At 71.7% G+C, this 24,831-nt stretch carries 17 protein-coding genes; 7 read left to right on the forward strand and 10 right to left on the reverse strand.

Annotated features, from left to right (window positions below; all coding sequences use genetic code 11):
* Positions 1-11: 11 nt before the first annotated feature.
* Positions 12-1,523: a polyprenol phosphomannose-dependent alpha 1,6 mannosyltransferase MptB gene (mptB, locus tag EV385_RS23325; RefSeq protein WP_242625034.1), complete on the forward strand. Its 1,512-nt coding sequence runs from the start codon at positions 12-14 to the stop codon at positions 1,521-1,523.
* A gap of 46 nt (positions 1,524-1,569) precedes the next feature.
* On the opposite strand, the gene EV385_RS23330 is transcribed toward mptB, so the two are convergent.
* Positions 1,570-2,217 carry a hypothetical protein gene (locus EV385_RS23330; protein ID WP_130511387.1) on the reverse strand — a complete coding sequence of 216 codons (648 nt, stop codon included), beginning with the start codon at positions 2,215-2,217 and terminating at the stop codon, positions 1,570-1,572.
* Positions 2,218-2,304: 87 nt separating this feature from the next.
* On the opposite strand from EV385_RS23330, the gene EV385_RS23335 reads away from it, so the two are divergent.
* Entirely contained in the window at positions 2,305-2,904 is a 600-nt protein-coding gene (locus tag EV385_RS23335; protein ID WP_130511388.1) for a TetR/AcrR family transcriptional regulator, read from the forward strand.
* Here EV385_RS23335 and EV385_RS23340 read toward each other — a convergent pair.
* Positions 2,894-3,511, reverse strand: a complete 618-nt coding sequence (locus tag EV385_RS23340; RefSeq protein WP_130511389.1) for a DinB family protein — start codon at positions 3,509-3,511, stop codon at positions 2,894-2,896. The two genes, EV385_RS23335 and EV385_RS23340, sit on opposite strands and share 11 nt — an antisense overlap.
* A gap of 98 nt (positions 3,512-3,609) precedes the next feature.
* Here EV385_RS23340 and EV385_RS23345 point away from each other — a divergent pair, with 98 nt between their 5' ends.
* Entirely contained in the window at positions 3,610-4,839 is a 1,230-nt protein-coding gene (locus EV385_RS23345) for an outer membrane protein assembly factor BamB family protein (RefSeq protein ID WP_130511390.1), read from the forward strand.
* 12 nt (positions 4,840-4,851) lie between these two features.
* Here EV385_RS23345 and EV385_RS23350 read toward each other — a convergent pair whose 3' ends face one another.
* Together EV385_RS23350 and glnA are read right to left on the reverse strand one after the other, a co-directional pair.
* Positions 4,852-10,074, reverse strand: coding sequence for a tetratricopeptide repeat protein (locus EV385_RS23350; RefSeq protein ID WP_165449565.1), 5,223 nt, complete (start codon positions 10,072-10,074; stop codon positions 4,852-4,854).
* Between the two features lie 347 nt (positions 10,075-10,421).
* A complete protein-coding gene (gene glnA, locus EV385_RS23355; protein ID WP_130511392.1) occupies positions 10,422-11,846 on the reverse strand; it encodes a type I glutamate--ammonia ligase in 1,425 nt (474 codons plus the stop codon).
* Positions 11,847-12,124: 278 nt separating this feature from the next.
* On the opposite strand from glnA, the gene EV385_RS23360 reads away from it, so the two are divergent.
* Complete coding sequence (locus tag EV385_RS23360) at positions 12,125-12,484, forward strand: RDD family protein (RefSeq protein ID WP_242625340.1); 360 nt, start codon at positions 12,125-12,127, stop codon at positions 12,482-12,484.
* An 18-nt stretch (positions 12,485-12,502) separates the two neighbouring features.
* On the opposite strand, the gene EV385_RS23365 is transcribed toward EV385_RS23360, so the two are convergent.
* Positions 12,503-13,195: a DUF4191 domain-containing protein gene (locus EV385_RS23365; RefSeq protein WP_130511394.1), complete on the reverse strand. Its 693-nt coding sequence runs from the start codon at positions 13,193-13,195 to the stop codon at positions 12,503-12,505.
* Positions 13,196-13,383: 188 nt separating this feature from the next.
* On the opposite strand from EV385_RS23365, the gene EV385_RS23370 reads away from it, so the two are divergent.
* Together EV385_RS23370 and EV385_RS23375 are read left to right on the forward strand one after the other, a co-directional pair.
* Positions 13,384-13,572: a hypothetical protein gene (locus EV385_RS23370; protein ID WP_130511395.1), complete on the forward strand. Its 189-nt coding sequence runs from the start codon at positions 13,384-13,386 to the stop codon at positions 13,570-13,572.
* On the forward strand, positions 13,569-16,505 hold the full coding sequence (locus tag EV385_RS23375; RefSeq protein ID WP_242625035.1) for a helix-turn-helix transcriptional regulator: 2,937 nt from the start codon (positions 13,569-13,571) through the stop codon (positions 16,503-16,505). The genes EV385_RS23370 and EV385_RS23375 overlap by 4 nt, the downstream gene beginning before the upstream one ends.
* Positions 16,506-16,524: 19 nt before the next feature.
* Here EV385_RS23375 and lipA read toward each other — a convergent pair whose 3' ends face one another.
* A complete protein-coding gene (gene lipA / locus EV385_RS23380; RefSeq protein ID WP_130513511.1) occupies positions 16,525-17,421 on the reverse strand; it encodes a lipoyl synthase in 897 nt (298 codons plus the stop codon).
* A gap of 380 nt (positions 17,422-17,801) precedes the next feature.
* Between lipA and aspS the strand changes: the two genes are divergently transcribed.
* A complete protein-coding gene (gene aspS / locus EV385_RS23385) occupies positions 17,802-19,067 on the forward strand; it encodes an aspartate--tRNA(Asn) ligase (RefSeq protein ID WP_130511396.1) in 1,266 nt (421 codons plus the stop codon).
* A gap of 167 nt (positions 19,068-19,234) precedes the next feature.
* Here aspS and lipB read toward each other — a convergent pair whose 3' ends face one another.
* The 4 genes from lipB to sucB form a co-directional block, all read right to left on the reverse strand.
* Positions 19,235-19,867 carry a lipoyl(octanoyl) transferase LipB gene (gene lipB, locus EV385_RS23390; RefSeq protein ID WP_130511397.1) on the reverse strand — a complete coding sequence of 211 codons (633 nt, stop codon included), beginning with the start codon at positions 19,865-19,867 and terminating at the stop codon, positions 19,235-19,237.
* 35 nt (positions 19,868-19,902) lie between these two features.
* The gene (locus EV385_RS23395) at positions 19,903-21,753 is read right to left on the reverse strand and encodes a DUF6311 domain-containing protein (protein ID WP_165449566.1); all 1,851 of its coding nucleotides are present in this window, start codon (positions 21,751-21,753) and stop codon (positions 19,903-19,905) included.
* Positions 21,754-21,959: 206 nt separating this feature from the next.
* Entirely contained in the window at positions 21,960-22,877 is a 918-nt protein-coding gene (locus EV385_RS23400) for a TIGR01777 family oxidoreductase (RefSeq protein WP_130511398.1), read from the reverse strand.
* 113 nt (positions 22,878-22,990) lie between these two features.
* Positions 22,991-24,826, reverse strand: coding sequence for a 2-oxoglutarate dehydrogenase, E2 component, dihydrolipoamide succinyltransferase (gene sucB, locus EV385_RS23405; RefSeq protein WP_130511399.1), 1,836 nt, complete (start codon positions 24,824-24,826; stop codon positions 22,991-22,993).
* Between the last annotated feature and the right edge of the window lie 5 nt (positions 24,827-24,831).

The following is a 24,831-nucleotide window of genomic DNA, read 5'->3' on the forward strand; positions in this document are numbered from 1 at the left end:
TCCTGACGCCCATGTTCACCCCCCGCTCCGTTCGCTACCTCGGCCTGGTCGGCAGCGTGCTGACCGCGCTCTGCGCCTACCTGGGGGGTGCGGAACTTCTGCGGGGCAACGCCTACAACGTGGTGGACCTGCTGCGCGGCGACCTCGGTGTGCTGCTCCCGGTGTCCTGGGTGGCGGGCACCGCGCTGCTGATCACCGCCTGGTGGCACGGGCGCCGGGTGGTCCCGTCCACCCGGTGGGCGCTGGTGACGGCCGGGTTGTGGGCGCTGCCGCTGCTGCCGTTCCTGCCGCTGGGCAGCGAGGACGTGTATTCGTACGCCTGCCAGGGCTACGTCCAACTGGCCGGCGGTGACCCGTACGCGACCAATGCGCAGGCGTTCGGTTGTCCCTGGCTCGGCTCGGTGTCGGAGGCCTGGCGCGATTCCCCCGCCCCGTACGGTCCGCTGTTCCTGCTGTTGTCGGCGGCCGCGGTGCATGCCGGGGGCACCCTGATCGGGACGGTTGCCGTGTTCCGCCTGATCGCCGTGGTCGGGGTGGCGATGATCGCGGCCGGGGTGCCCGCGCTGGCCCGCCGGGCCGGGGTGGCGCCCGCGAAGGCCACCTGGACCGTGCTGGCCTGCCCGCTCGTGCTGATCCACCTGGTCTCCGGCGGCCACAACGACGCGGTGATGATCGGCCTGCTGGTGGCTGGTCTGGCCCTGGTGGCCGGTCGGCGGTCTGCCCCCGACTCACCGCAGTCCGGTGCGCCGTCGCTGCCCCGGACGGCGCCGTTGCTGCCCCGGACGGCGGCGTTGCTGCTGGGCGGCGCGCTGCTCGGCCTCGCGGTCGGGGTCAAGGCGACGGCGGTCGTGGTGTTGCCGTTCGCGGTGCTGGCGGCGGTGCCGAAGGGCGCGTCGCTGCGGGCGCTGTGGCGTCCGGGGGTGGCGATCGGCGGCGGTGCCGTCGGAGCCCTGGCCGTCCTGTCGCTGCTCTCGGGCCGCGGCGTGGGCTGGGCGTACGGCCTGCTCCGCAGCGGAGACACCATCGAGTGGACGTCGCCCTCGACCGCGGTCGGGATGACCGTGGGCAGGTTCCTGGCGGTCTTCGGCGTCCATGTCGACGCGCTGCCCGCCACCCGGCTGATCGCCACGGTGCTGCTCGTTCCGGCGCTGGTGGCGCTGTGGTGGTGGGCGCGGCGGGGCGAGGCGCTGCTCGGGGCGGGGCTGGCGCTGGCGCTGACCGTGGTGCTGGCCCCGGTCTTCCACCCGTGGTACGCGCTGTGGCCGCTGGCGGTGCTCGCCGCGACCTGGACGCGGAACGAGGCGATCTTCACCCGGTGGGTGCTGGTGCCGTGCGCGGTCGCGGCGACCCTGACGATCCCCGACGGGTACAACTGGGCGCTGGCCACCAAGACGCAGGGCTCATGGCTGATGACGGCGGCGCTGGTCGCGCTGGCGGTGTGGCTGATCCGCCGCAGTCGTGCCCAGCGCCGTGCCGCCGGGGAGGCCACGTACCTCGCGCCGGAGCGCGCCGACCTGCACTGAGGCGCTGGTCGTCACGGATGACGCCCGCGCCGCGATGGCGACCGGCTCAGTGTTGCCCGGCCGGGTCCGGGGTGCCGGCGTGCCGGCGGGTCAGCTCGGCCAGGGCGTCCGGCTCGTCGGCGTAGAGCCGGATCTCGCTGACGTTCTCGGTGCGCCCGGCGGGCAGGTCGATGGCCAGCGGCTCCCGCAGTACGAGATCGACGCTGGTCTGGCGGCCGGTGCCGATGCTGAGCACCGTGCCGGAGTCCGCCTGCTCCAGGTGGACCGCGCGGCTGGAGGGCAGTGACCGGTACCGTGCCCGGACGGATTCGACCGCGTCCCACGGCACCTGGAACTCGAGGGTGGCGCCGTTGCGGACTCGCAGTCCCGCCTTCTCGGCGACGTGGGGATGCATGCGCAGCATCGCCATCAGACCGATCATCCACAGCAGGCCGTAGACGCCGAGCACGAGAACGGTACGGCGCAGGCCCTCCCAGGGCAGCACGTGCCGCAGGATGAGGTCGAAGATGGGGATCTCCACGGCGGACAGCACGATGAACGCCCACAGGATGGGCTTGACCACGCCGATGTAGCTGAACTCCCGGGCGCCCGGTTCGAGCCGCAGCGGGCGGCGGAAGACCCAGCGGTAGAGGCTGTGCCACATGGCCAGCTCGTACGCGACCAGCCTGCGCAGCATCCGTACGGCGTACGACATGAGGCGTCCTCCCTTTGCGTTGCAGTCGCAATCTTAAACGGGCCCCTGGCCGGAGTCAATGCGACTGCAATGTGAAAGCATGGGCGTATGCCGAAGAAGGTCGACCACCAGGCGCGCCGGACCTTGATCGCCGACGCGCTCATGCGGGTCGCCGCCGCCAGCGGGCTGGAGGCGGTCAGCCTGCGCCATGTGGCCGCCGAGGCGGGTGTCACGTCGGGCATGGTGCAGCACTACTTCGCCACCAAGGACGAGATGATGAGCTTCGCCCTGGCGGTGATCCGCGAACGCAACGAGGCCCGGGTGACCCGGGCGGTCGGCGCGCTCAGCCAGCCGCTGACCCCGCACGCGCTGGTCCGCACGATCCTGGTCGAGCTGCTGCCGCTCGACGAGCAGCGGCGGGCCGACGGCCGCGTCGCGCTGGCGTTCCTCGCCTACACCGCGGTGCGCCCCGCCGCGGCGGCTCGGATGCGGGAGGACACCGACCAGATGGTCACCTTCATCGCCGACCAGATCCGCGCCGCGCAGGCGACCGCGAGCGCCCCGGCCGCCCTGAACCCCGAACACGCGGCGGCCGGCCTGCTGGCCGCCATGGAAGGACTCGGGGTCTACCTCCTCGGCGGTCAGTACGACGCGCAGACGGCGGTGTCCGCCCTCGACGATCACCTGTCGCTGATCTTCACCGGGTAGGCGCGGCGGCCGTCGGGGCCTGACGACCGGCGTCGCGGGCGACGCTCTCCAGGCGCTCGCGGTGCTCCTGCCACCAGGCCCGGTCACCGGGCGGCATGTTGTCGTTGCCCTTGCGCATCCCGGCGGCTCCGTCGATGAGCTCCCGGACGATGTCGGCGTGACCGGCATGCCGGTGCGTCTCGGCGATCACATGGGTCAGGATCCGGTGCAGCGTCACCTCGTTGTGCTCGGGCGGCCACCACGGCACGCGGCCGACGGCGTCCAGCGCGAGGGCGTCGATCGTGGCGTCCGCGTGCGCCCGGACGCGGCGGTACAGGTCGGTGATCTCCGCCCGGCTCTCGTCGGCGGTGGCCCACATGTCGGCGTTCGGCTCGGCGCCGGCGTCCATCCAGGGCAGCGGCTGGCCGAACGGGCGGCCGAACGTCTCACCGAAGTACCCCGCTTCGACGCCGGCCAGGTGCTTGATCAGGCCGAGCAGGTTGGTGCCGGTCGGCACCAGGGGGCGGCGTACGTCGTACTCAGAGAGGTCGTCCAGTTTCCACAGCAGTGCGTCGCGGGCGGCCTGGAGATAGTGGCGAAGGTCCGCCTTCGGATCCCATCCGGTCATGACAGTGAGGATGGCACGGGGGTCCGACACCCCGTTCACCGTGACGCGACAGCAATACGTCCCGGAAAGGGGACGACGTGTACCTACCCTGGCGCTTTGTGAAGAGGTCAGGAGCTCGTCCCCGCTGGAGCGCCGCCGTCGTCGCGGTGGCCGTCGCCGCACTGATCACGTCGCCGCCCGCGATGGGTGCCGGTCAGCGCCCCGGTGCCGGCCACCAGCTCGCGAACGCGACCGCGTGGGCTCAGGACGGCTTTAATGCGGCGAACACCAGCTACAACGCCAATGAGTCGATCATCAACGCGGCGACGATCAGGAAGGTCACCCGCCGCTGGCGAATCACGGTGCCGGCCTTCCCGTCGGACTGTCCCACCGCCCAGGCGCCGGTCGTCGCGGGTGGCCGGGTGTTTCTCGTCGACGACGGCGGGGTGGCCGCGTTCCGGGTCGGCGACGGGCGCCTGCTGTGGCGGTGGAACCGCCCGGTCGCCGAGCCCCCGGGTCGCGTCCACCTCGCGGTGGTGGGCGGCGCGCTCGTGGTCGGCGTCGCCCACTGTGGAAGTGTCAGCGACCCGACCGGCAGCCTGAGCGCCTTCGACGTGGGCACCGGAACCGTACGGTGGAGCAGGTCTCTCCCGGTGGGCTCCCTGGTCACCGACCAGGGTCTGGTCGTCGTCTCGGACACCAGCGCGTCCGAGCACCCGGAAGGAATCGTACGGGCATACCGGGTCACCGACGGTGTTCAGGTGTGGTCCCGGGAGGGCGTCGCGAACCGCAGCAACGTGTCCGCCAAGGGCCGGCTGCTGTTGTCCCGGTACGCGGGCGGCACGGTGTGCGTCGCGACCAGCACCGGCGCGGTGCTCTGGGAACGCGCGCAGCCCTACGAGGGGGTGCTGGCCGCCAGTCCCGCCGGTGACCGGTTCTTCGTCGTCGACTTCGACCGCGTCCTGCGCGCGGTGAACGCCGGCACCGGCGCGACCCTGTGGAGCCGTCCCGGGGTGGACATCCATTTCGGAAACGACACGGTGGCGACCGACGGGCGTCGGCTGTTCGTCGCCGTCGGCCTGACCTTGACCGCCTACCGGGCCGATACCGGAGCCGTCAGCTGGACCAGGACCCTCAACGGCGGGGTGGGCCAGCCGATCCGCGCCGGTGGCCTGGTCTACACGGTGGTGAGCGCCGACACCGGCTCCTCGCTGGCCATCCTGCAGGCCGCCTCCGGTGCGCCCGCGGTCAAGGGCACCGCCTACCGCGGCGCGGTGGATCATCCCGTGATCGTCAACGGACGCCTCTACCTCAGGCAGTCCGGTGCGTTGAGCCTCTACCGGCCCTAGCCGGTCGGCGCGTCACACTTCGTCGCCGGACTCCTGCCACCAAGGTGATGCCAACGATCCGTCCACGGTGAGCCCGAAGCGCCGCATGTGGCGCGCCTCCGGACGCTTCTGGTCCTCCAGCAACGAGACCAGGCTGGCTAGGCAGTAGAAGTCCCCGGCGCCGATGCCTTGGCGGTAGACCTCCTCGGCTTTGTCCTCCTGCCCCCGCTTGCGGAGCAATTCCGCGAGACCGGCACGAGCGCCGGGATCACCGGCGGCGATACCCTCTCTGTACACCTGCTCGGCGTTATCCTGCTGTCCCCGAAACTCGTACAGGTCGGCCAATCCGGCCCAGGCATTCGCTCCGCCCGCCGCGATCCCGTCCCGGAACACCTGCTCGGCGCGATCCGCTTGCCCCCAACGCTCAAGTACGTACGCCAAGCTGGCTCGAGCGCCCAATTCGCCGGCGACGATGCCTTCCCGCAGTATCTGTTCGGCTCGGTCGCGCTGTCCCCGGCCATCGAGCAGAGCTGCCAAGGAGACTCTGGCTTCTGGTTCGCCTGCGTTGATGCCCTCCCGCAGTACCTGCTCGGCCCTGTCCGGCTCGCCCCGCTGCTCGAACAGGACCGCCAGGTCGGCCCGGGCGCCCGATTCACCCGCCGCGATGGCTCCGCGAAAGACCTTCTCGGCCTTCTCCGGCTCGTTGCGGTTCTCGAACAGGTTTGCCAGGTTCGCCCAGGCGTCCGGCTCGCCCGCGGCGATGCCTTCGCGGTACACCTCTTCCACCTTCTCGGGCATCCGGCGGTATTCGAACCAGCCGGCCAGGCCGGTTCGGGCGTCTGGTTCGCCTGCGGCGATGCCTTCGCGGTGCACCTGTTCCGCCTTGTCGGGCTCGCCGCGCTGTTCGAACAGGACGGCCAGGCCGGCCCGGGCGTTCGGTTCGCCCGCGGCGATGCCCTCGCGCAGTACCTGCTCCGCCTTGTCCGGTTCACCTTGGCGATCGAACCAGCCCGCCAACCGGCTCCTGGCGTTCGGCTCGCCTGCGTCGACCCCCTCCCGGTACACCTGCTCTGCCTTGTCCGGCCGGCCGCGCTGTTCGAACAGGACCGCGAGGCCGACGCGGGCGTTCGGTTCCCCTCCGGCGATGCCTTCGCGCAGTGCCTGTTCCGCCTTGTCCGGCTCGCCGCGCTGTTCGAACAGGTCTGCCAGGCCAACCCAGGCGCTCGGCTCGCCCGCGGCGATGCCTTCGCGCAGTGCCTGTTCCGCCTTGTCCGGCTCGCCGCGCTGTTCGAACAGGTCCGCCAGATTCGCCCAGGCGTTCGGCTCGCCCGCGGCGATGCCTTCGCGGTACACCTCTTCCACCTTCTCGGGCATCCGGCGGTATTCGAACCAGCCGGCCAGGCCGGCTCGGGCGTCTGGTTCGCCTGCGGCGATGCCGTCGCGGTGCACCTGTTCCGCCTTGTCGAGCTGGCCGCGCTGTTCGAACAGGACCGCCAGGCCGGCCCGGGCGTCTGGTTCCCCTGCGGCGATGCCCTCCTGGTACACCTGTTCCGCCTTGTCCGGCTGGCCGCGCTGTTCGAACAGGACCGCGAGACCGATGCGGGCGTCTGGTTCGCCTGCGGCGATGCCTTCGCGCAGTGCCTTCTCTGCCTTGTCCGGTTCACCTTGGTGGTCGTACCAGCCTGCCAACCGGCTTCGGGCGTTCGGTTCGCCTGCGGCGACGCCGTCCTGGTACACCTGTTCCGCCTTGTCGGGTTCGCCGCGCTGTTCGAACAGGACGGCCAGGCCGATGCGGGCGTCTGGTTCGCCCGCCGCGATGCCTTCGCGCAGTGCCTGCTCCGCCTTGTCCGGTTCACCTCGGTGGTCGAACCAGCCCGCCAACCGGCTTCGGGCGTTCGGTTCGCCTGCGGCGACGCCGTCCTGGTACACCTGCTCCGCCTGATCGGGCTCACCCCGCTGTTCGAACAGGACCGCCAGGCCGACGCGGGCGTCGGGTTCACCTGCGGCGATGCCTTCCCGCAGTGCCCGCTCCGCTTCGTCCGGGTCGCCGCGCTGCTCGAACAGGTCCGCCAAACTGACCCAAGCGTGCGACTCGCCCGCGGCGATGCCTTCGCGCAGTGCCTGTTCCGCCTTGTCCGGCTCGCCGCGCTGTTCGAACAGGTCCGCCAGGTTCGCCCAGGCGTTCGGCTCGCCCGCGGCGATGCCTTCGCGGTACACCTCTTCCACCTTCTCGGGCATCTGGCGGTATTCGAACCAGCCGGCCAGGCCGGCTCGGGCGTCTGGTTCGCCTGCGGCGATGCCGTCGCGGTGCACTTGTTCCGCCCTGTCGGGCTGGCCGCGCTGTTCGAACAGGACCGCCAGACCGGCCCGCGCGTTCAGTTCGCCCGCGGCGATGCCTTCGCGCAGTACCTGTTCCGCCTTGTCCGGTTCACCTTGGCGATCGAACCAGCCCGCCAACCGGCTCCTGGCGTTGGGCTCACCTGCCGCGATGCCCTCGCGCAGCACCTGTTCCGCCTTGTCCGGCTCGCCGCGCTGCTCGAACAGGCCCGCCATGCCAACCCTGGCTTCTGGTTCGCCTGCGGCGATGCCCTCGCGCAGTACCTGCTCCGCTTCGTCCGGCTCGCCCTGCTGCTCGAACAGGACCGCCAGGCCGACGCGGGCGTCCGGTTCGCCCGCGGCGATAGCCTCGCGCAGTACCTGCTCCGCCTTGTCCAGCTCACCCTGCTGCTCGAACATGTCCGCCAAACTGACCCTGGCGTTCGGCTCGCCCGCCGCGATGCCCTCCCGCAGCACCTGTTCCGCCTTGTCCAGCTCGCCGCGCTGCTCGAACGAGTACGCCAGGCCGACCCGGGCGTCCGGCTCACCCGCGGCGATGCCTTCGCGGTACACCTCTTCCACCTTCTCGGGCATCTGCCGGTACTCGAACCAGCCGGCCAGACCGGCTCGGGCATCTGGTTCGCCTGCGGCGATGCCTTCCCGCAGCACCTGTTCCGCCTTGTCGGGCTCGCCGCGCTGCTCGAACAGGACGGCCAGGCCGACCCGGGCGTTCGGCTCGCCCGCCGCCATGCCCTCGCGCAGTACCTGTTCCGCCTTGTCGGGCTCGCCGCGCTGCTCGAACATGACCGCCAAACTGACCGTGGCGTTCTGATCCGCGGTGCCGTCCTCCGGGAGTGCCTGCTTCGCTTCACTGAGATGCACCTCGCCGTTGCCGATGGCATGGTCCGGCGCGTACCCGTCCTTGCCCGGCTCACCGACCGCCGTGAACTGGCGCGGCAGCGGGATCCCCACATCGGCCTTGCCCGCGTCGGCGCTTCGCTGGTCCACGTGGCCCGCTTGGTTACCGTCTCGACTCGCCGGTGCCGCTGGTTCGTCTACGGGCGCCTGCACCGCGGTCTGGCCTCGGCCGCCATCGCCGGAAACTCCTACCTCACCGTCCGACTTCGGCGTCGCGACGAGGGCGGCTGGCCGAGCGGACCGGGTATTCTCAAAGGCCAGGTCACGCTCCCACGCCTCGCTATCCAAGTAATTGCGCAGCTCCTCTGACGTATTCTCCTCAATCCGCGCGACGACATTCGCCTCCAACCGGAGCCGCCTGAAGTCGTCGATCCGGCCATCGGAACGGACATGCTCCAGCAGGGCTATCCAAGCTCTCAAGTTTCCGGCAGTGATTGCTTCACGCAGGATCGCCTCGGCATGGGCCTTGCGTCCTTGCCACGCCAGCATTTGAGCGAAGTGCAACGGCGCATCGGGATGACCCGCCTCGGTCGCGCGACGGTAGAGTGCGTCCGCGTGCCGTAGCAGGCCACGATCAAAGGCATTGAACGCAAGGAACAAGAGGTCTTCTGAATGGACGACATTGTTCAAGAACGCCTGCCAGGCGAGCTCCGGGACGCGGGCATTGTGACGCTCTCTGAATCCCTGTTGGAGCAGGTACTCGGCAACATCGTAACCAAGGACCGTGCGGTTTTCCTCGTCTCGAACCGGAATCAGAAGGCTGATGCTGCCCTGATCTTGCCGCTCTTCCGTAGCATATGTGAGGGCGCCTCCGAACCACTGGTCGTCACTCTCGACCACCGGTAGGTATGCCCGTGCGGCCTGAGTGAGTAACGGCTCGGCAAGTGGGCTGACAATCCCAACGCGGCGGGCGTCGATTGCGGAATTGATGACCGACTCTTCACGCTGATTCGCCTCCTTCCATCGACGAATCAACCACGGAGCGCCGGCAAGAACCTGGGTGACACTGTAGTTCGGCTCCTTCAAGGCATCCGCGATCCGTGCGTCCTGGACGGCGATCTCTCTGGCGGTCTCCTTCTCGTCGTCGTCAAACTCTCCCAACAGGACTTCAAGTCGGTTGAAGTAGGTCAGAACCTCTTTGGCTCCGGGGTATTTCTGTCGCTCGTTGACCCCGTTGGAGTCCTTCTCAACCGCCCGTAGCTCTCTTGCCCGATCCGGCCAGATGGTGCCGATAATCACGACCGGCGTGGGTCTCTGCAGCAGCTGTTTGATATTCGCGACGGAAAGCGGTGTCGAACCGGGCTTCAGGCTGGGCCCTTCCAGATATCCTTGAATTTCGTCGAGCCAGATCACCAGTTTCGGCAAGCGGAGAGCCGATTTCGCAACGCCGGCAACAACGTCTGCGGAGTCTGGTTGCAGCAGTGCCCAGTTCCTGAAATGGGTACGGACGACCTCGTACGCCATCCGGGTCTTGCCCACCGATGAGCGGCCAACTATGAGCAAGAAGCCGCCCTGCTCCTGGGCGCCTGGCAGCCACTCCTCGATGTCTTTCTCCTTGCGTCTCCTGACCCAGGTAGGCAGGCGAGGGTCAGGTACTTCGCTAGGCACCCGCTTCTTTTTTCTGAGGCTTGCTCGCCCGGCCGGTGCCGGGGCCCTTTCCGAAGGCTGCGCGGCCGACGGGATTGGGACAGAGTCGTGCACGCCAAGCTCAAATGCGCTGAAATCGTCCACCACCCGGAGTTTCCCCTGGCGGTTCAGTGATGGCCGTAATGCCTCTATTGCCTCTTGCTCCTGCTTGGTTTGAATGCGGCGCCGCTCGAGCCACGGCTGGACCAGATTCTCCGCAAGCACGGGGAGGACGGCTACGGGCACGGCGACGGCAACCGCCCACCAGCCGGATACGTCCAGCGCCTCCAGCGCAGCGGCACCGCCGGTCACGATGCCGAGCGCCAGCAGAGGACCAACCAGGAGACGGTTCCTGAGGCTACTCCCGAACATTGGGTGATTCTTGCGCGACTTCACATCGCCGTTCCATAGTCGACCCCTATCGTGTCAACTTTTTGTCTAGAACTGAGCGACGTAACGCGAGCGCTTCTCGATTACGGCGAGTCGAGCGAGGAGACGTCCGTGACCATCGAATCGCGCCACGCACCTGCCCGGTGATTTCGGACGACCAGGGCATTGATCTCTGCGGCGGCCGCTGCGGGGCGGAAGGTGTAACGGCTGGAGGCGGCGGGGTGCGCAGCCGCGAGAAACGGCGGCCACGCCGGCTGGGGAGCCGATCGTGACCGCCGCTTCGACGCTTGTACCGGGCTTTCACCCGCGACCAGGGTCGTCGTACAACGCCTTGGTCAGCGGCTCAGAATCGGTCAGACGTTGTAGTACATCTCGAACTCGTGCGGGGTCGGGCGCAGGCGCACCGGGTCAATCTCGTTGGCCCGCTTCCAGTCGATCCAGGTCGAGATCAGGTCCTCGGTGAACACGCCACCGGCGGTCAGGAACTCGTGGTCACCCTCGAGCGAGTCGAGCACCGCGTCCAGCGAACCCGGCACCTGCTTGACGCTGCCCCACTCCTCCGGCGGCAGGTCGTACAGGTCCTTGTCGATCGGGGCCGGCGGCTCGATCTTGTTCTTGATGCCGTCCAGGCCGGCCATCATCTGGGCCGCGAAGGACAGGTACGGGTTGCCCGACGGGTCCGGCACGCGGAACTCGACGCGCTTGGCCTTCGGGTTGCTGCCGGTCACCGGGATCCGGGTGCAGGCGGAGCGGTTGCGCTGCGAGTACACCAGGTTGACCGGGGCCTCGTAGCCGGGCACGAGCCGCCGGTACGAGTTGACGGTCGGGTTGGTGAAGGCCAGCAGCGACGGCGCGTGCTGCAGCAGACCGCCGATGTACCAGCGGGCGGTGTCGGACAGGCCCGCGTAGCCGGTCTCGTCGTAGAACAGCGGCTCACCGCCGAGCCAGAGGCTCTGGTGGGTGTGCATGCCGGAGCCGTTGTCACCGAACAGCGGCTTGGGCATGAAGGTCACGGTCTTGCCGTGCTCCCAGGCGGTGTTCTTGATGATGTACTTGAACAGCTGCATCTGGTCGCCGGCGTGCAGCAGCGTGGAGAACTTGTAGTTGATCTCCCCCTGGCCGGCGGTGCCCACCTCGTGGTGCGAACGCTCGACCGTGAAGCCCACGTCGATCAGCCGGCGCACCATGGAGTCGCGCAGGTCGGAGTAGTGGTCCACCGGCGAGACGGGGAAGTAGCCGCCCTTGTACGCGGTCTTGTAGCCGCGGTTGCCGCCCGCCTCTTCCCGGCCCGAGTTCCAGGCGCCCTCGATCGAGTCGATGTAGTAGAACGCCTGGTGCGCGGAGGTCTCGTGGCGGATCGAGTCGAAGATGTAGAACTCCGCCTCGGCGCCGAAGTACGCGGTGTCGGCGATGCCGCTGGAGGCCAGGTAGGTCTCGGCCTTCTTGGCGACGTTGCGCGGGTCACGCGAGTAGGCCTCGCGAGTGAACGGGTCGTGGATGAAGAAGTTCAGCGCCAGCGTCTTCTGTGCCCGGAACGGGTCGATGAAGGCGGTGGTGACGTCCGGCAGCAGCATCATGTCGGACTCGTGGATGGCCTGGAACCCGCGGATCGACGATCCGTCGAAGGCGAGGCCGTCGGTGACGACACTGTCGTCGAACGATTCCACCGGCATGTTGAAGTGCTGCATCACACCGGGCAGGTCACAGAACCGTACGTCGACGAACTTAACGTCCTCGTCCTTGAGGTATCGCAGGAGTTCCTCGGGATTGGCGAACACACGTCCTCCTGGCACGTCTTATCTCAAACCGGGGCGGCGTCACCGCCACGTCGCTAGACTCGTCGCGACGTTATGGGCACACAGTTGCCCGCGCGTGTCCCTATTGTTTCCTTCATGTTACGGACGCGTGGGGCCTGGTCGCGACCCCTGGAGGTTAGCGTGGCGGGTCGGCGTGGCGGTTCGGATCGCCGCGGGATCACCCCACCCAGGTACACCCGTTACGCTCACCGATCGTGGCCACACGCGCGAACGACACCCCGCCCACCGGCGCCTACGACCTGACGACGGTCGAGCTCGCGCCCCTCGGTCGCCGCCTCGGCGCGCTGATGATCGATTGGGCGATCTGCCTGATGGCGGCCGCGTTCTACGCCGACCCTCGGATCGTCGCGTGGCCGCCCGTACTCGTCCTGATCGTGATGAACGCCGTCGGGATCGGCCTGTTCGGACAGACGCCGGGCATGGCCCTCGCCGGTCTGCGGTGCGTCGCCGTCCGTGACGGCGGAGCGATCGGCGTGACCGTTGGGCTGGCGCGGGCGGTCCTGCTGGCCCTGCTCGTCCCAGCGGTCATCATGGACGGCGACCGGCGCGGCCTGCACGACCGCGCCGTCGGATCGGTCGTGATCCGCAAGCCGCGTTGACCTGCCCCGAGCTCGGGATCAGCGGGGACGCTGCTGGCGGAAGGCGCCCTTGCTGGGCCGCATGTTCTTCGGGATGGCGCCCTTGGGCATCTGCGGCCGGGCCATCAGCGCGCCGAGCCGCTTGTCCAGCGCGTTGACGTCCTTGCCGCTGAGGTTGCGCGGCAGCTTCATCACGGTGGTGCGCAGCTTGCGGATCGACAGCTGGCCCTCCTCCGTGCCGATCACGTAGTCGTACAGCGGGGCGTTGCCGATCACCTTGGCCAGGCGGCGCTTCTCCTGGCTCATCAGGTTGCGCACCCGCTGCGGCTGGCCCTCACCCAGCAGGATCACCCCGGGACGGCCGATGACCACATGCACCATGTCGAACTGGGTGGTCGAGCTGGCCGCGGGGCGCACCCGCCAGTCGCCGCGCATGTTCTCCAGAATCGAGGCGGCCGCGCCGGGCTGACCCTCGGCCGCGTTCATCATCGCGGCGTTGGACCGCAGGTTGAGCACGATCAGCGCGCCCAGCAGGGCGATCATGATCCCGATCGGGATCCACACCAGGCCGCCATCCAGGAGTACGACCAGCACGGTCAGCGCCAGCGGGATCAGCACGGCGGCGGCGACCAGCGGGACGAACCACTTGTCCTGCTTCGCCGTGAACCCGACGACCTGACCGATCTGCTTCAGGCGCGTGCCGAACGACACCTTCTCCTGGGGTTTTGCCATACCCCGGAGTCTAGTGGTGGCGCTCCGGGCCGCCGCGCGGTGGATCGACTGAGTGCCTTACCCCGCGCAGCGCCCCCGGCCGGGCCGGGTAAGGCACCTGAGGCGGCCGAGATGAGGCAGCGTCCCCATGTGCCGGTACCCCCTTCGCGCGAAGAGTCGACGTCAGCACCGATCGCGAAGGAGAAGCGATGTTCCTGTACACCGACCCCGGCCTGCGACTCGACATCTACCACCGGCGCGCCGAGGAACTGCACCGGGCCGCCGACGCACAGCGGCTGGCCGCCCAGGCGCGGGCCGAAGCCCCCCGCCGGTCGTGGTTGCGGTGGCCGCGCCACGGCCGCACGCTGCGCACCGTACGCGCGCCGGTGGCGTCGTGACGGTCACGCACGACGCGGTCCTGTCGTACCGCCATGGCATGCTCGATTTCGTGGCGGCACATCCCCGTACGTGCAGCAGCGCGGTCATGGTCGGCCGGGAGGCCGACCTGGCCGCGCTGCGCGACGCGCTGAAGGCCGCCCGCAGCGGCGAGCCGTCGGCCGTCCTGCTCGGCGGCGAGGCCGGGATCGGCAAGACCCGCCTCGTCGAGGAGTTCTGCCGCACCGCCGAGTCCGACGGCGCGCAACTGCTCACCGGGCAGTGCCTGGAGCTGGGCGAGGAGGGCCTGCCGTACGCCCCGTTCGCGGCCGCGCTGCGCCAGCTCGTGCACCGCGACGGGCCCACGGTGTTCGAGGGCCGCGAAGCGGATTTCGCCCGCCTGCTGCCCGAGCTCGGTGTCCCCGGCGCCGACCGGCGCGGGCACCTGTTCGAGCTGGTGGGGACGCTGTTCGCGCGCCTGGCCGAGACGCGCCCGCTGGTGCTGATCATCGAGGACCTGCACTGGGCCGACCGCTCGACCCGCGACCTGATCGCGTTCCTGGTCCGCTCGGCCCGGCTGCCCCGGGTGCTGATCGTCGCGACCTACCGGACGGACGAGTTGCACCGCGGGCATCCGCTGCGGCCGTTCCTGGGCGAGTTCGAGCGGGTGCGCGGGGTGCGCCGGCTGGAGCTGGACCGGCTCGACCGCGACGGCACCGCCCGCCTGCTGGCGGAGCTGGCCGGCGCGGAGCCCGAGCCGCGAACGGTGGACAACATCCACGCCCGGGCCCAGGGCAACCCGTTCTTCGTCGAGCAGCTGGCCGCCTCGGCCGCGCAGGGCTGCGGCGACATCCCGGACACCCTGCGCGACCTGCTGCTGGCCCGGGTCGACCAGCTCCCCGAGGCGGCCCAGCGGGTGCTGCGGATCGCCGCCGTGGGCGGCACCCGGTTCGGCCACGAGCTGCTCAGCCGCGTCGTGGGCGGCTCCGAGGCCGAGCTGGAGTCGGCGCTGCGGGCCGTCGTCGTGGCCCAGCTCATCGTCGTGGACGGCACCGGCGGCTACGAGTTCCGGCACGCGCTGGTCCGCGAGGCGGTGCACGACGACCTCCTGCCCGGCGAGCACGCCCGGCTGCACGCCCGCTACGCGCAGGCCCTCGAGGCGGAGCCGGAGCTGGTCGGCATGGGCCGCGCCCCGGCCGAGATCGCCCACCACTGGCACGCGGCGCACGACCACCCGCGCGCCCTGGTCAGCGCCAAGCAGGCCGCCGACGAGGCCGGGCGCCGCTTCGCGTACGCGGAGCAGGCCCGCCTGCTGGACCGGGTGCTGGAGCTGTGGGAGCAGGTCGGCGACCCCGCGCACCTGCTCGGCGAGAGCCACCTCGACCTGCTGGAGGAGGCGGCCCTGGTCGCCATCGAGGCGGGTGAGCTCATGCGCGCGCTCAAGCTCACCCGGGCCGCGCTCGGTGACCTCGACGCCGCCGCCGAGCCGGTGCGCGCCGCCCGGCTGCTGGTGCGCCGCGGCAAGCTGCTGCACAACGCGGGCACCAGCGACGGCGCCGCCGAGTCCCGGGAGGCCTACCGGCTGCTGACCGCGGCGCCGCATTCGGAGGAACGGGCGATGCTGCTGGCCGACGTCGCGTACGCGCTGGCCCCGGTCGACCACGACGAGGGCGGCCGGATCGCGCGGGAGGCGATGGCCGCCGCCGGTGAGCTGGACGACCTCACGGCCGAGGTGTCCGCCACGATCATCTTCGGGCAGCTGTGCGCGGGTTCCGTGTCGCCCGAGGAGGGCCTCGCCACGATGCGGACGGCCGCCAAGCAGGCCCGCGCCACCGGGCACCTGCCCACCCTGGCCCGCGCCCTGGTCAACATCTCCGACACCCTCTTCGCGCTGGGCCGCTACGAGGAGTCGGCGGCGGCCGCCGACGAGGGCATGCCGTACGCGGACCGGGTCGGCGTGAGCCGCACCATGGGGGTGTTCCTGCTGGCCAACCACGCGGAGGCGCTGCTGGCCCTGGGCCGGTGGGACGAGGCCGACGCCCGCCTCGCGCAGGCGGCCCGCCTCGATCCGCCCGGCACCCTCGCGCTGCCGTGGCTGCTGCTGCGCGCCCGGCTGCGGCTGGCCCGGGGCCACGAGGGCGCCGAGCCGCTGGTGACCCGCGCGGTCGGTTTCCTCACCCGCCCGTTCCTGCACGCCGACAACCGGCTGTCCCTGCTGGATCTGCGCATCGAGGACGCCCTGCACGCGGGCGACACCACGGCGGCGCTGACCGCCGCCGGCTCCGCGGTGGCCGAGCCGGCGATCGTGGAGCGCCCCCGCTACAGCTGGCCGCTGCTGGCCTCCGCGGCAACCGCCGTCGAGCGGGCCGCCGCCGGGGACGTGATCGAGCGGGCGGGCGTGGACGATCTGCGGGAGCGGATCCGGGCGCTGGCCGCCGCCACGCCGCAGCGGCACGGTGCCGACCGGGCGTACGCGGCGCAGGTCGCGGCGCTGCTCGACGGTGGCCCGCAGCGGTGGGAGGCGGCCGTCGAGGCGTGGCGGGCGGACGGCCGGCGTCACCCGCTGGCGGTGGCACTGCTCGGACTGGCCGGTGCCGCGGCGCGGGCGGGTGACCGGGCGGTCGCGGCCGCCTCCGTCGAGGAGGCCGTCGCGGTGGCCGCCGCCCTGGGCGCCCGGCCGCTGTGCGAGGCCGCCGACACCCTTTCCCGCCGCATCGGGCTGCGGGCCCCCGGGCAGCCGACCCCGGCCGGCACCGAGGTGCTCACCTCGCGCGAACGTGAGGTACTGCGCCTGGTAGCCGAGGGGCACAGCAACGGGCGCATCGCCGAGCGGCTCTACATCTCACCCAAGACCGCCAGCGTGCACGTCTCCCGGATCATCGCGAAGCTCGACGTCGCCAACCGCGTCGAAGCGGCGGCGGTGGCCCACCGCCTCGGCCTGCTGGACGAGCGGTAGAGCCCGGACCGGCTTGGTGTCAGCCGCGGGCGGCGAGGGCCTGCTGGTAGAGCCGGCCCGCGCGGTACGAGGAGCGCACCAGCGGGCCGCTCATCACCCCGGCGAAGCCGATCTGCTCGGCCTCCTGGCCAAGCTCCACGAACTCCTCCGGCTTCACCCAGCGCTCGACCGGGTGGTGCCGCGGGGTGGGCCGCAGGTACTGCGTGATGGTGATCAGCTCGCAGCCCGCGCCGTGCAGGTCGCGCAGGGCCTGCGACACCTCGGCCCGTTCCTCGCCCATGCCGAGGATCAGGTTGCTCTTGGTGACCAACCCGGCGGAGCGGGCGCGGGTGATGACCTCGAGCGAGCGCTCGTACCGGAACGCGGGGCGGATCCGCTTGAAGATCCGGGGCACGGTCTCGACGTTGTGGGCCAGCACCTCGGGGGCCGCCCCGAACACCTCGGCGAGTTGCTCGGGCTCGGCGTTGAAGTCGGGGATCAGCAGCTCGACGCCGCAGTTGGGCTGCAGCTTGTGGATCTGGCGCACCGTCTCGGCGTACAGCCAGGCGCCGCCGTCGGGCAGGTCGTCGCGGGCGACACCGGTGACGGTCGCGTACTTCAGGCCCATTGTGGCGACGGACTCGCCGACGCGGCGCGGCTCGTCGGCGTCGAACTCGGCGGGCTTGCCCGTGTCGATCTGACAGAAGTCGCAGCGGCGGGTGCACTGGTCACCGCCGATGAGGAACGTCGCCTCCCGGTCCTCCCAACATTCGTAGATGTTGGGGCAGCCGGCCTCCTGGCAGACCGTGTGCAGGCCTTCCTTCTGCACCAGCCCGCGCAGTTGCGTGTACTCGGGGCCCATCTTCGCCTTGACCTTGATCCACGGCGGCTTGCGCTCGATGGGAGTCTCGGCGTTGCGCGCCTCGATGCGCAGCATGCGGCGGCCCTCGGGAGCAACTGTCACGACGACGAGGTTACGCCCGAGACAAGATCATGCGGGCGGTGGGCGACGAGGCTCACGTCCCCGGTTCTGTGACCGCCCTCACGCCGTACCGGGAAAACGCTTTCACTTCGCGTCACCGCGCTGTTAGCGTCCGGCCACGGCGACGACGGAACCGAGTAACGCCCCGACCCCGCCGGCTCAGAGAGCCACCGGCAGCTGTGAAGGTGGCCCGGCGCCGGGGCGTGAAGACACTCCCGAGCCGGGCACGACAAGAGGCGCCGCTGTGCGGCGTGAAGGTGTGGTGGCACCGCGAGGATCCCGCTCGCCCACACCTCCCTGGGGCCGCGTTGCAGACACCAGAGGAGGTACCCGCCATGCAACGCATCCTCTCCACCGAACTGGCCGCCCACGCGGGCCGGACCGTCACGGTCGCCGGCTGGGTGCACCGCCGCCGGCTGCTCAAGTCGGTGGCCTTCCTGATCCTGCGCGACGCCGCCGGGCTCGCCCAGATCGTCGCGACCTCGGCCGAGGACCGCGCGGTGCTCGAGGCGCTGACCGAGGAGAGCGTCGTCGAGGTCACCGGCACGGTCACCGCGAACGCCGCGGCGCCCGCCGGGGTCGAGCTCACCGCGCCGACGGTACGGGTGCTCAGCGCGGTCGCCGTACCGTTGCCGGTCGAACTGCACCGGCCCGCCCCGACCGGGACCCTGCCCACCCAGCTCGACCATGCCGCGCTGGCCCTGCGGCACCCGGCCCGGGCCGCCGCGCTGCGGGTGGCCGCCGCGGCCACCGCGGGGTTCCGGGCGGCGCTGGAGGCCCGCCGGTTCGTCGAGATCCACACGCCGAAGATCGTCGCGTCGGCGACCGAGTCCGGGGCGAACGTGTTCCGGCTCGACTACTTCGGCCGCCCCGGCTACCTGGCCCAGTCGCCGCAGTTCTACAAGCAGCTCATGGTCGGTGTCTTCGAGCGGGTGTACGAGGTCGGTCCGGTGTTCCGGGCCGAGCCGCACGACACCGCCCGGCACCTGGCCCAGTACACCTCGCTCGACGCCGAGCTGGGCTTCATTACCGACCACCGCGACGTGATGGCGGTGCTGCGCGACGTCGTGGCAACCATGGTCGACACGGTGGCGGACCGGACGGGCACCCCCGGGCCGGGCGTGCCGGAACAGATCCCGGCGGTGCACTTCAGCGAGGCGCTGCGGATCGCCGGGGCGCCCGCCGACGAGCCCGACCTGGCCCCGGCCCACGAGCGGGCGCTGGGGGAGTGGGCGGCCCGCGAGCACGGCAGCGACTTCGTCTTCGTCACCGGCTACCCGATGCGCAAGCGGCCGTTCTACACCCATCCGCAGCCGTCGGACCCGACCTGGTCGAACAGCTTCGACCTGCTGTTTCGCGGGGTCGAGCTGGTCACCGGCGGGCAGCGGCTGCACCGGTACGACGACTACACGGCGGCTTTGGCGGCGCGGGGCGAGGCGGTCACGGCCTACGAGGGATATCTGGACGGCTTCCGGTACGGGATGCCCGCGCACGGGGGCTTCGCGATCGGGCTGGAACGCTTCGTCGCCCGGCTGCTCGGCGCCGCGAACGTCCGCGAGGTCACAGCGTTCCCGCGAGACCTGCACCGCCTCACGCCTTGATCGCGCGCCCGCCCTGATCGCGCGCCCGCCCTGATCGCGCGCCCGCCCTGATCGCGCGCCCGCCCTGATCGCGCGCCCGCCAGACCGCGTGGCGGCCTGGCGCCATGACGCGTCGTTTGGTGTGCCGCCGGATTCGCTCGGGCGGCACACCAGCGGGCGGTGCGCGCTCAGGCCAGCAGCGTCGGGAGGTGGCGTTCGACGACCGGGAGAACTTCGGCGACCGGCACCGGACGGCCGAGTTCGACGCTGAGCGACGTGACCCCGGCGTCGCGGATGCCGCACGGCACGAAACGGTCGAAGTTCGACAGGTCGCAGTCGCAGTTGAGGGCGAAACCGTGCTGGGTGACGCCGCGCGAGACCCGGATGCCGATCGCCGCGACCTTGCGGTCCGGGCCACGCTCGTCGGCGCGCACCCACGCGCCGCTGCGCCCCTCGATCCGCTCCACGACGACGCCGAAGTCGGCGCACACGTCGATGAGCAGCTGCTCGGTGCGCCGCACGTACGCCACCACGTCGACCGGGTCGGGCAGCTTGACGATCGGGTAGCCGACCAGCTGGCCCGGGCCGTGCCAGGTGATCCGGCCGCCCCGGTCGACGTCCACCACCGGGGTGCCGTCCAGCGGCCGGTCCTGCGGCTCCGTGCGCTTGCCGGCCGTGAACACGCTCGGGTGTTCCAGCAGCAGGATGGTGTCCGGGCGGGCACCGGCCACCACGTCGTCGTGCAGGCGGCGCTGCTCGTCCCACGCCACCTGGTAGTCGACCAGGCCGGGGCGCAGCACCGCGAGCGTAGAAGTCGTCACCGTTGCAGCGTAGTCCGGCGCGCTCGGGGGCCGCGTCAGCCGCCGGGCGTGACCGGATCCACCCCGGGACGGATGCGCCACACCAGCACGTCGTCGACTCGTTCCGGCGGCCCCAGCAGGGCGGTCGTGGTCTGCTCCAGCGTCGTGTGGAACAGCAGCCCCTGAGAGCCGATGACCCGGTCGGCGAGGAACACCGCCTGGAGGTTCCAGTACGCGAAGTCGCGCCGGGCCTGCTCGCGTTCCGCGTCGGTGATCGGCGGCAGGTAGCCGTAGTGGGCGGCCTGCTGCAGCAGCACGTCCGTGGGCAGCAGCGGGGTGCCGATCTGGCCCTTGCCGTCCGGGCCGCCGGGCCCCAGGAAGTAGCCGCCCGGGATCCGGAACACCGGCCCGCCGCGCGCCAGCGTGTACGCCTGCCAGCGCTGCGCGTCCGGGCCCGGGTTCGTGGCGAACGGCAGCGCGCTGAGCACCCCGCCGTCGGGCACGTACTCCCGCCAGGTGCCGTCGGCGATGAACCGGGGCTCCGGCGCCCGTTCGGCGGTGAGCACCGGCAGGGGCAGCAGGGGCAGCAGCGCGAAGGTGAACGCGGCGGCCCAGGCGGCGCGGCTGCGCGGCCCGGCCGTGCTGAGCACCCACTCCGCGGCCAGGGCCAGCAGGATGCCCAGGACCCCCGCGACGACCAGCGCGTACCGGGTGGGCAGTGCCGAGTCGAACAGCGGCAGGCGGGCCAGCGTCGCGTACGGCAGCGGGAGGTGCGTCTCGTCGTCGAGCACCCGCAGCCGGGGCCCCCACGACAACACCGTGAACACCGCGCCCACGATCAGCAGGGCACGCAGGGTGGCCCGGCGGCCGGCGTCCGCGTGCCGCCACAGGGTGACGGTCGCGAAACCGGCCAGCACGATCAGCGGCAGCCCGAAGAACGACGCCTGCTCGGTCGGATTCGACGCCAGATCCGCGCGGTCCAGCCCGGCCCAGCCCGCCACCGACCGGCTGGGGTAGGCCAGGTACGCGGCGGCGTCCTCGGAGAACTCGCGCTGGTCGAAGCCCGTACCGGAGAACGTCTGCGGTCCGGCGAAGTGCATGTACAGCGGGTAAGCCAGCAGGGCGCCCGCCACCGCGGCGGTTACGCCGAGGGCGGCCAGCACGGTGGGGGCGGCGGCCCGCGCCTGCGCCCGGGTGGCCGGCGCGGCGGCCCAGGCTCCGATGAACACCCCGCTGGCGAGGGCGGTGAAGAACAGTCCCTCCGCGGCGATCGAGAAGCAGAGCGCGACCACCGCGCCGAGGATGGCGCCGTTGCGCAGCCACCGGCCCGGCTCGCGCAGCGTGAGCACCCGCCACAGCAGCAGCGGGGCGATCCACCCGGCGGTCCAGTTCAGATGGCCGTTGGCGTGCGAGACCAAGCCCGGCGCGAAGCCGCAGAACAGCCCGCCCAGGGCGGCGGCGGCCCGGTGCCGCACGAGGTGGCGGTGCAGGAACAGGTACCACGCGAAGGCGGAGCACGCGAGGTTGAGGGTCAGGATGGTCACGTAGCTGACCTGCGGCCCGGCCAGCATCGTGAGCGGCGCGAACAGCAGGATGTACGCGGTGATGGAGGTGTTCGCCGCGAGGTTCACCCCGAGCGGGGCGTTCAGCAGGTCGGTGAAGAACGGGTCGCCGCCGTGCCGCAGCAGGTGCACCCCGTACCCGAGAAGTCCTTCGAAGAAGGCCTGGTCGCCGGGGTTCGCGGCGATGGTCCGGGTGGTGGGGGAGGCCCACAGGCCCCCGGTCACCCAGAGGGCGAGCAGCAGGGCGGTCGAGGCCACCAGCAGGTGAGCGGCCCAGGCCCGGCGGCCCCGGGACGCGTCGGCCCGCGCGACCGGCGGGTCGGCGGGGGCGGTGGCGACGGTCACGAGCCGCACGGTAGCAAGCGGAAGCCGTCAGAGCCCGCAGCCAGCGCGAATCGCGGCCGGCCGCCGGCCCGCATCGGGGCCGGCCGCCGGCCTGGGTCGCGGCTGGCAGCCCCTGGGTCGCGGCTGGCAGCCCCTGTGGCTCGCGGCCGCCAGCCGGCCTGGATCGGTGCCCCTCGGCGCCCCTCGGCGGTCTCGGTCGCGGCCCGTCAGCGGGCCGTGGCCGGGGCCGGGGTCAGCGCGGCCTGCAGGGCGGAGTCGACGGTCGGGTGCTGCCAGGTGAAGCCGGCCCGGCGCAGCACCCCGGGCAGGACCCGCTGGCTGCGCAGCGCCTCGTCGGCGAGCCCACCGAGCGCCACCCGCAGCGCCACGCCGGGGACCTGCATGATCGTCGGCCGGTGCAGCACCCGGCCGAACGCGGCGGTGAAGGCGGCGTTGGTCACCGGCTCGGGGCCGACGACGTTGACCGGACCGGCGAGGTCGCTGCGCTCCAGCAGCACCTCGATCGCGTCCAGCCAGTCGGCCAGGGACATCCACGGCACCCACTGCCGGCCGCCGCCGAGCCGGCCGCCGATGCCCAGCCGGAACGGCAACAGCTGCGGCTTGAGCAGGCCGCCACTGGCGTCCAGCGGCATGCCGGTGCGCAGCAGCACCACCCGGGTGCCGGCGTCCTCGGCCGGGCGGGCGGCGGCCTCCCATACCCGGCACACGTCGGCGAGGAACCCGGTGCCCGCGGGTGCCTCCTCGGTGACCTCCTGGTCGCCGGTGTCGCCGTACCAGCCGACCGCGGAACCCTGCAGCAGGACGCGGGGGCGGTCGGCGGCGGGCAGCTGGCTGATCACCCGGGCCAGGGTGCCGGCGCTGTCCACCCGGCTGGACCGGATCAGGTTCCGGTAGGCCGCGGTCCAGCGTTTGTCGGCGACACCGGCCCCGGCCAGGTTGATCACCGCGTCGGTGCCGGCGACGCGGACCGGATCGAGCTGCCCCGTGGACGGCTGCCAGAACGCCTCGCCGGGCCGCTGGGGCTCGCGGCGGACCAGTCGGGTGATGTCGTGGCCGGCGGCGCGTAGCCGTTCGGCAAGGGCGGTGCCGAGAAAGCCGGACGCGCCGGCCATGAGGATCCGCATGGCCCCATCATTGCCCGCTGTGCCGTTCGGGTGCACAGGTGTCCCCCCGTGGGCGACCGGTGAACGCACGTGGGCGCGCCGGCGGGTGCCGGCGCGCCCACGAGGCGTACGGGTCAGCTCAGCCCGAGATCGCCCTCGAACTGCCCGGCCTCCAGCCGGTCCTTGAGGGTGACCAGGAACCGGGCGGCGTCGGCGCCGTCGACGAGCCGGTGGTCGTACGACAGGGCCAGGTACACCATCGACCGGGGCACGATCACCTCGCCGAGGTCCGGGTCGTCGAGGACCACGGCCCGCTTGACGACCGCGCCCGTGCCCAGGATGCCGACCTGCGGCTGGTTGATGATCGGGGTGTCGAACAGGGCGCCCCGGCTGCCGGTGTTGGTCAGCGTGAAGGTCCCGCCGGACAGCTCGTCGGGGCTGATCCGGTTGGCCCGGGTGCGCTCGGCCACGTCGGCGATCCGCTTGGCGAGCCCGGCGAGGTTGAGGTCGCCCGCGTCGCGGATGACCGGCACGACCAGGCCCTTCTCCGTGTCCACCGCGATGGCCAGGTGCTCGCCGTCGTGGTAGGTGACCGTCCCGGCCTCCTGGTCGATCGACGCGTTGACGACCGGGTGGGCGCGCAGCGCCTCGACCGCCGCCAAGGCGAAGAACGGCATGAACGACAGCTTCACCCCGTGCTTGGCGAAGAAGTCGTTCTTGGCGCGGGAGCGCAGCTGGGCGATCTTCGTGACGTCGACCTCGACGACCGTGGTGAGCTGCGCCGAGACCTGCAGGGACTCCACCATGCGCCGGGCGATGGTGGCGCGGATGCGGGTCAGCTTCTCGGTACGGCCGCGCAGCGGGCTCGGGGCCGGCTTCGGCGTGGCAGCGGCCGCCGGACGCGACGGCTGGGCCGGGGCGGGGACCGCCTTCTTCTCGGCCGCCTCCAGGACGTCCTGCTTGCGGATGCGGCCGCCGACCCCGGTGCCGGTGAGGGTGGCGAGGTCGACACCCTTGTCGGCGGCCAGCTTGCGGACCAGCGGGGTCACGTAACCGGCGTCGCCGGCGCCGTTCGCCTTGACCGTCTCGGTGGCCGGGGCTGCGGGGGCCGGGGCGGCTGCGGGGGCCGGGGCTGCGGCCGCCGGGGCCGCCTGCTCGGCGGGCCGGGCGGCCGGCGCCGGGGCGGACTCGACCAACGGCGGCTCGGGCTGCGCCGGAGCCGCCGGGCGGGCCGGGGCCGGGGCGGCGGCCTGGGGCGCCGGAGCGGACGGGGCCGGGTCGGGTGCGGGTGGGGCCGCCGGGGCGCTGCCCGGGGTGCCCACCACGGCCAGCACCGCGCCGACGTCGGCGGTCTCGTCCTCGGGCACCTTGATCTCCAGCAGGGTGCCGGCGACCGGCGACGGGATCTCGGTGTCCACCTTGTCCGTGGAGACCTCCAGCAGCGGCTCGTCGACCTCGACGGCGTCGCCGACCTGCTTGAGCCAGCGGGTGACCGTACCCTCGGTGACGCTCTCGCCCAGGGCGGGCATCTTCACGGCCGTGCCGTCGCCGCTGGTCGGCGCCGCGGTCTGCGGCGCCGGGGCCTCCTGACCCACCGGCGTCTCGGTGGACGGGGTGGTCGGCGCGGCGGGCTCGGGCTCGGCCTGCGGAGCCGGCTGGGCGGGCGCCTGCTGGGCCGGGGCCTGCTGGGCGGGGGCCTGCTGGGCGGGGGCCTGCTGGGCGGGGGTCTCGCCGTCGCCCGCGATCACCGCGAGCTCGCTGCCCACCTCGGCGGTCTCGTCCTCGCCGACGACGATGCGCGACAGGACCCCCGCGGCGGGCGACGGGATCTCGGTGTCGACCTTGTCGGTGGAGACCTCCAGCAGCGGCTCGTCCGCCTCGACCCGCTCACCCTCCTGCTTGAGCCAGCGGGTGACGGTGCCCTCGGTGACACTCTCACCCAGCCGCGGCATGGTGACCGATACCGGCATCTCTT

The organism is Krasilnikovia cinnamomea, assembly GCF_004217545.1.
Taxonomy (GTDB): domain Bacteria; phylum Actinomycetota; class Actinomycetes; order Mycobacteriales; family Micromonosporaceae; genus Actinoplanes; species Actinoplanes cinnamomeus.

Excerpts from the sequence above, each read along its gene's own strand:
- mptB (WP_242625034.1), top strand. The coding sequence starts at position 12 with ATGTTCACCCCCCGCTCCGTTCGCTACCTCGGCCTGGTCGGCAGCGTG.
- EV385_RS23330 (WP_130511387.1), bottom strand. The coding sequence starts at position 2,217 with ATGTCGTACGCCGTACGGATGCTGCGCAGGCTGGTCGCGTACGAGCTG.
- EV385_RS23400 (WP_130511398.1), bottom strand. The coding sequence starts at position 22,877 with ATGCGGATCCTCATGGCCGGCGCGTCCGGCTTTCTCGGCACCGCCCTT.
- EV385_RS23335 (WP_130511388.1), top strand. The coding sequence starts at position 2,305 with ATGCCGAAGAAGGTCGACCACCAGGCGCGCCGGACCTTGATCGCCGAC.
- aspS (WP_130511396.1), top strand. The coding sequence starts at position 17,802 with ATGCAACGCATCCTCTCCACCGAACTGGCCGCCCACGCGGGCCGGACC.
- EV385_RS23365 (WP_130511394.1), bottom strand. The coding sequence starts at position 13,195 with ATGGCAAAACCCCAGGAGAAGGTGTCGTTCGGCACGCGCCTGAAGCAG.
- EV385_RS23370 (WP_130511395.1), top strand. The coding sequence starts at position 13,384 with ATGTTCCTGTACACCGACCCCGGCCTGCGACTCGACATCTACCACCGG.
- sucB (WP_130511399.1), bottom strand. The coding sequence starts at position 24,826 with ATGCCGGTATCGGTCACCATGCCGCGGCTGGGTGAGAGTGTCACCGAG.
- EV385_RS23340 (WP_130511389.1), bottom strand. The coding sequence starts at position 3,511 with ATGACCGGATGGGATCCGAAGGCGGACCTTCGCCACTATCTCCAGGCC.
- lipA (WP_130513511.1), bottom strand. The coding sequence starts at position 17,421 with ATGCTGCGCATCGAGGCGCGCAACGCCGAGACTCCCATCGAGCGCAAG.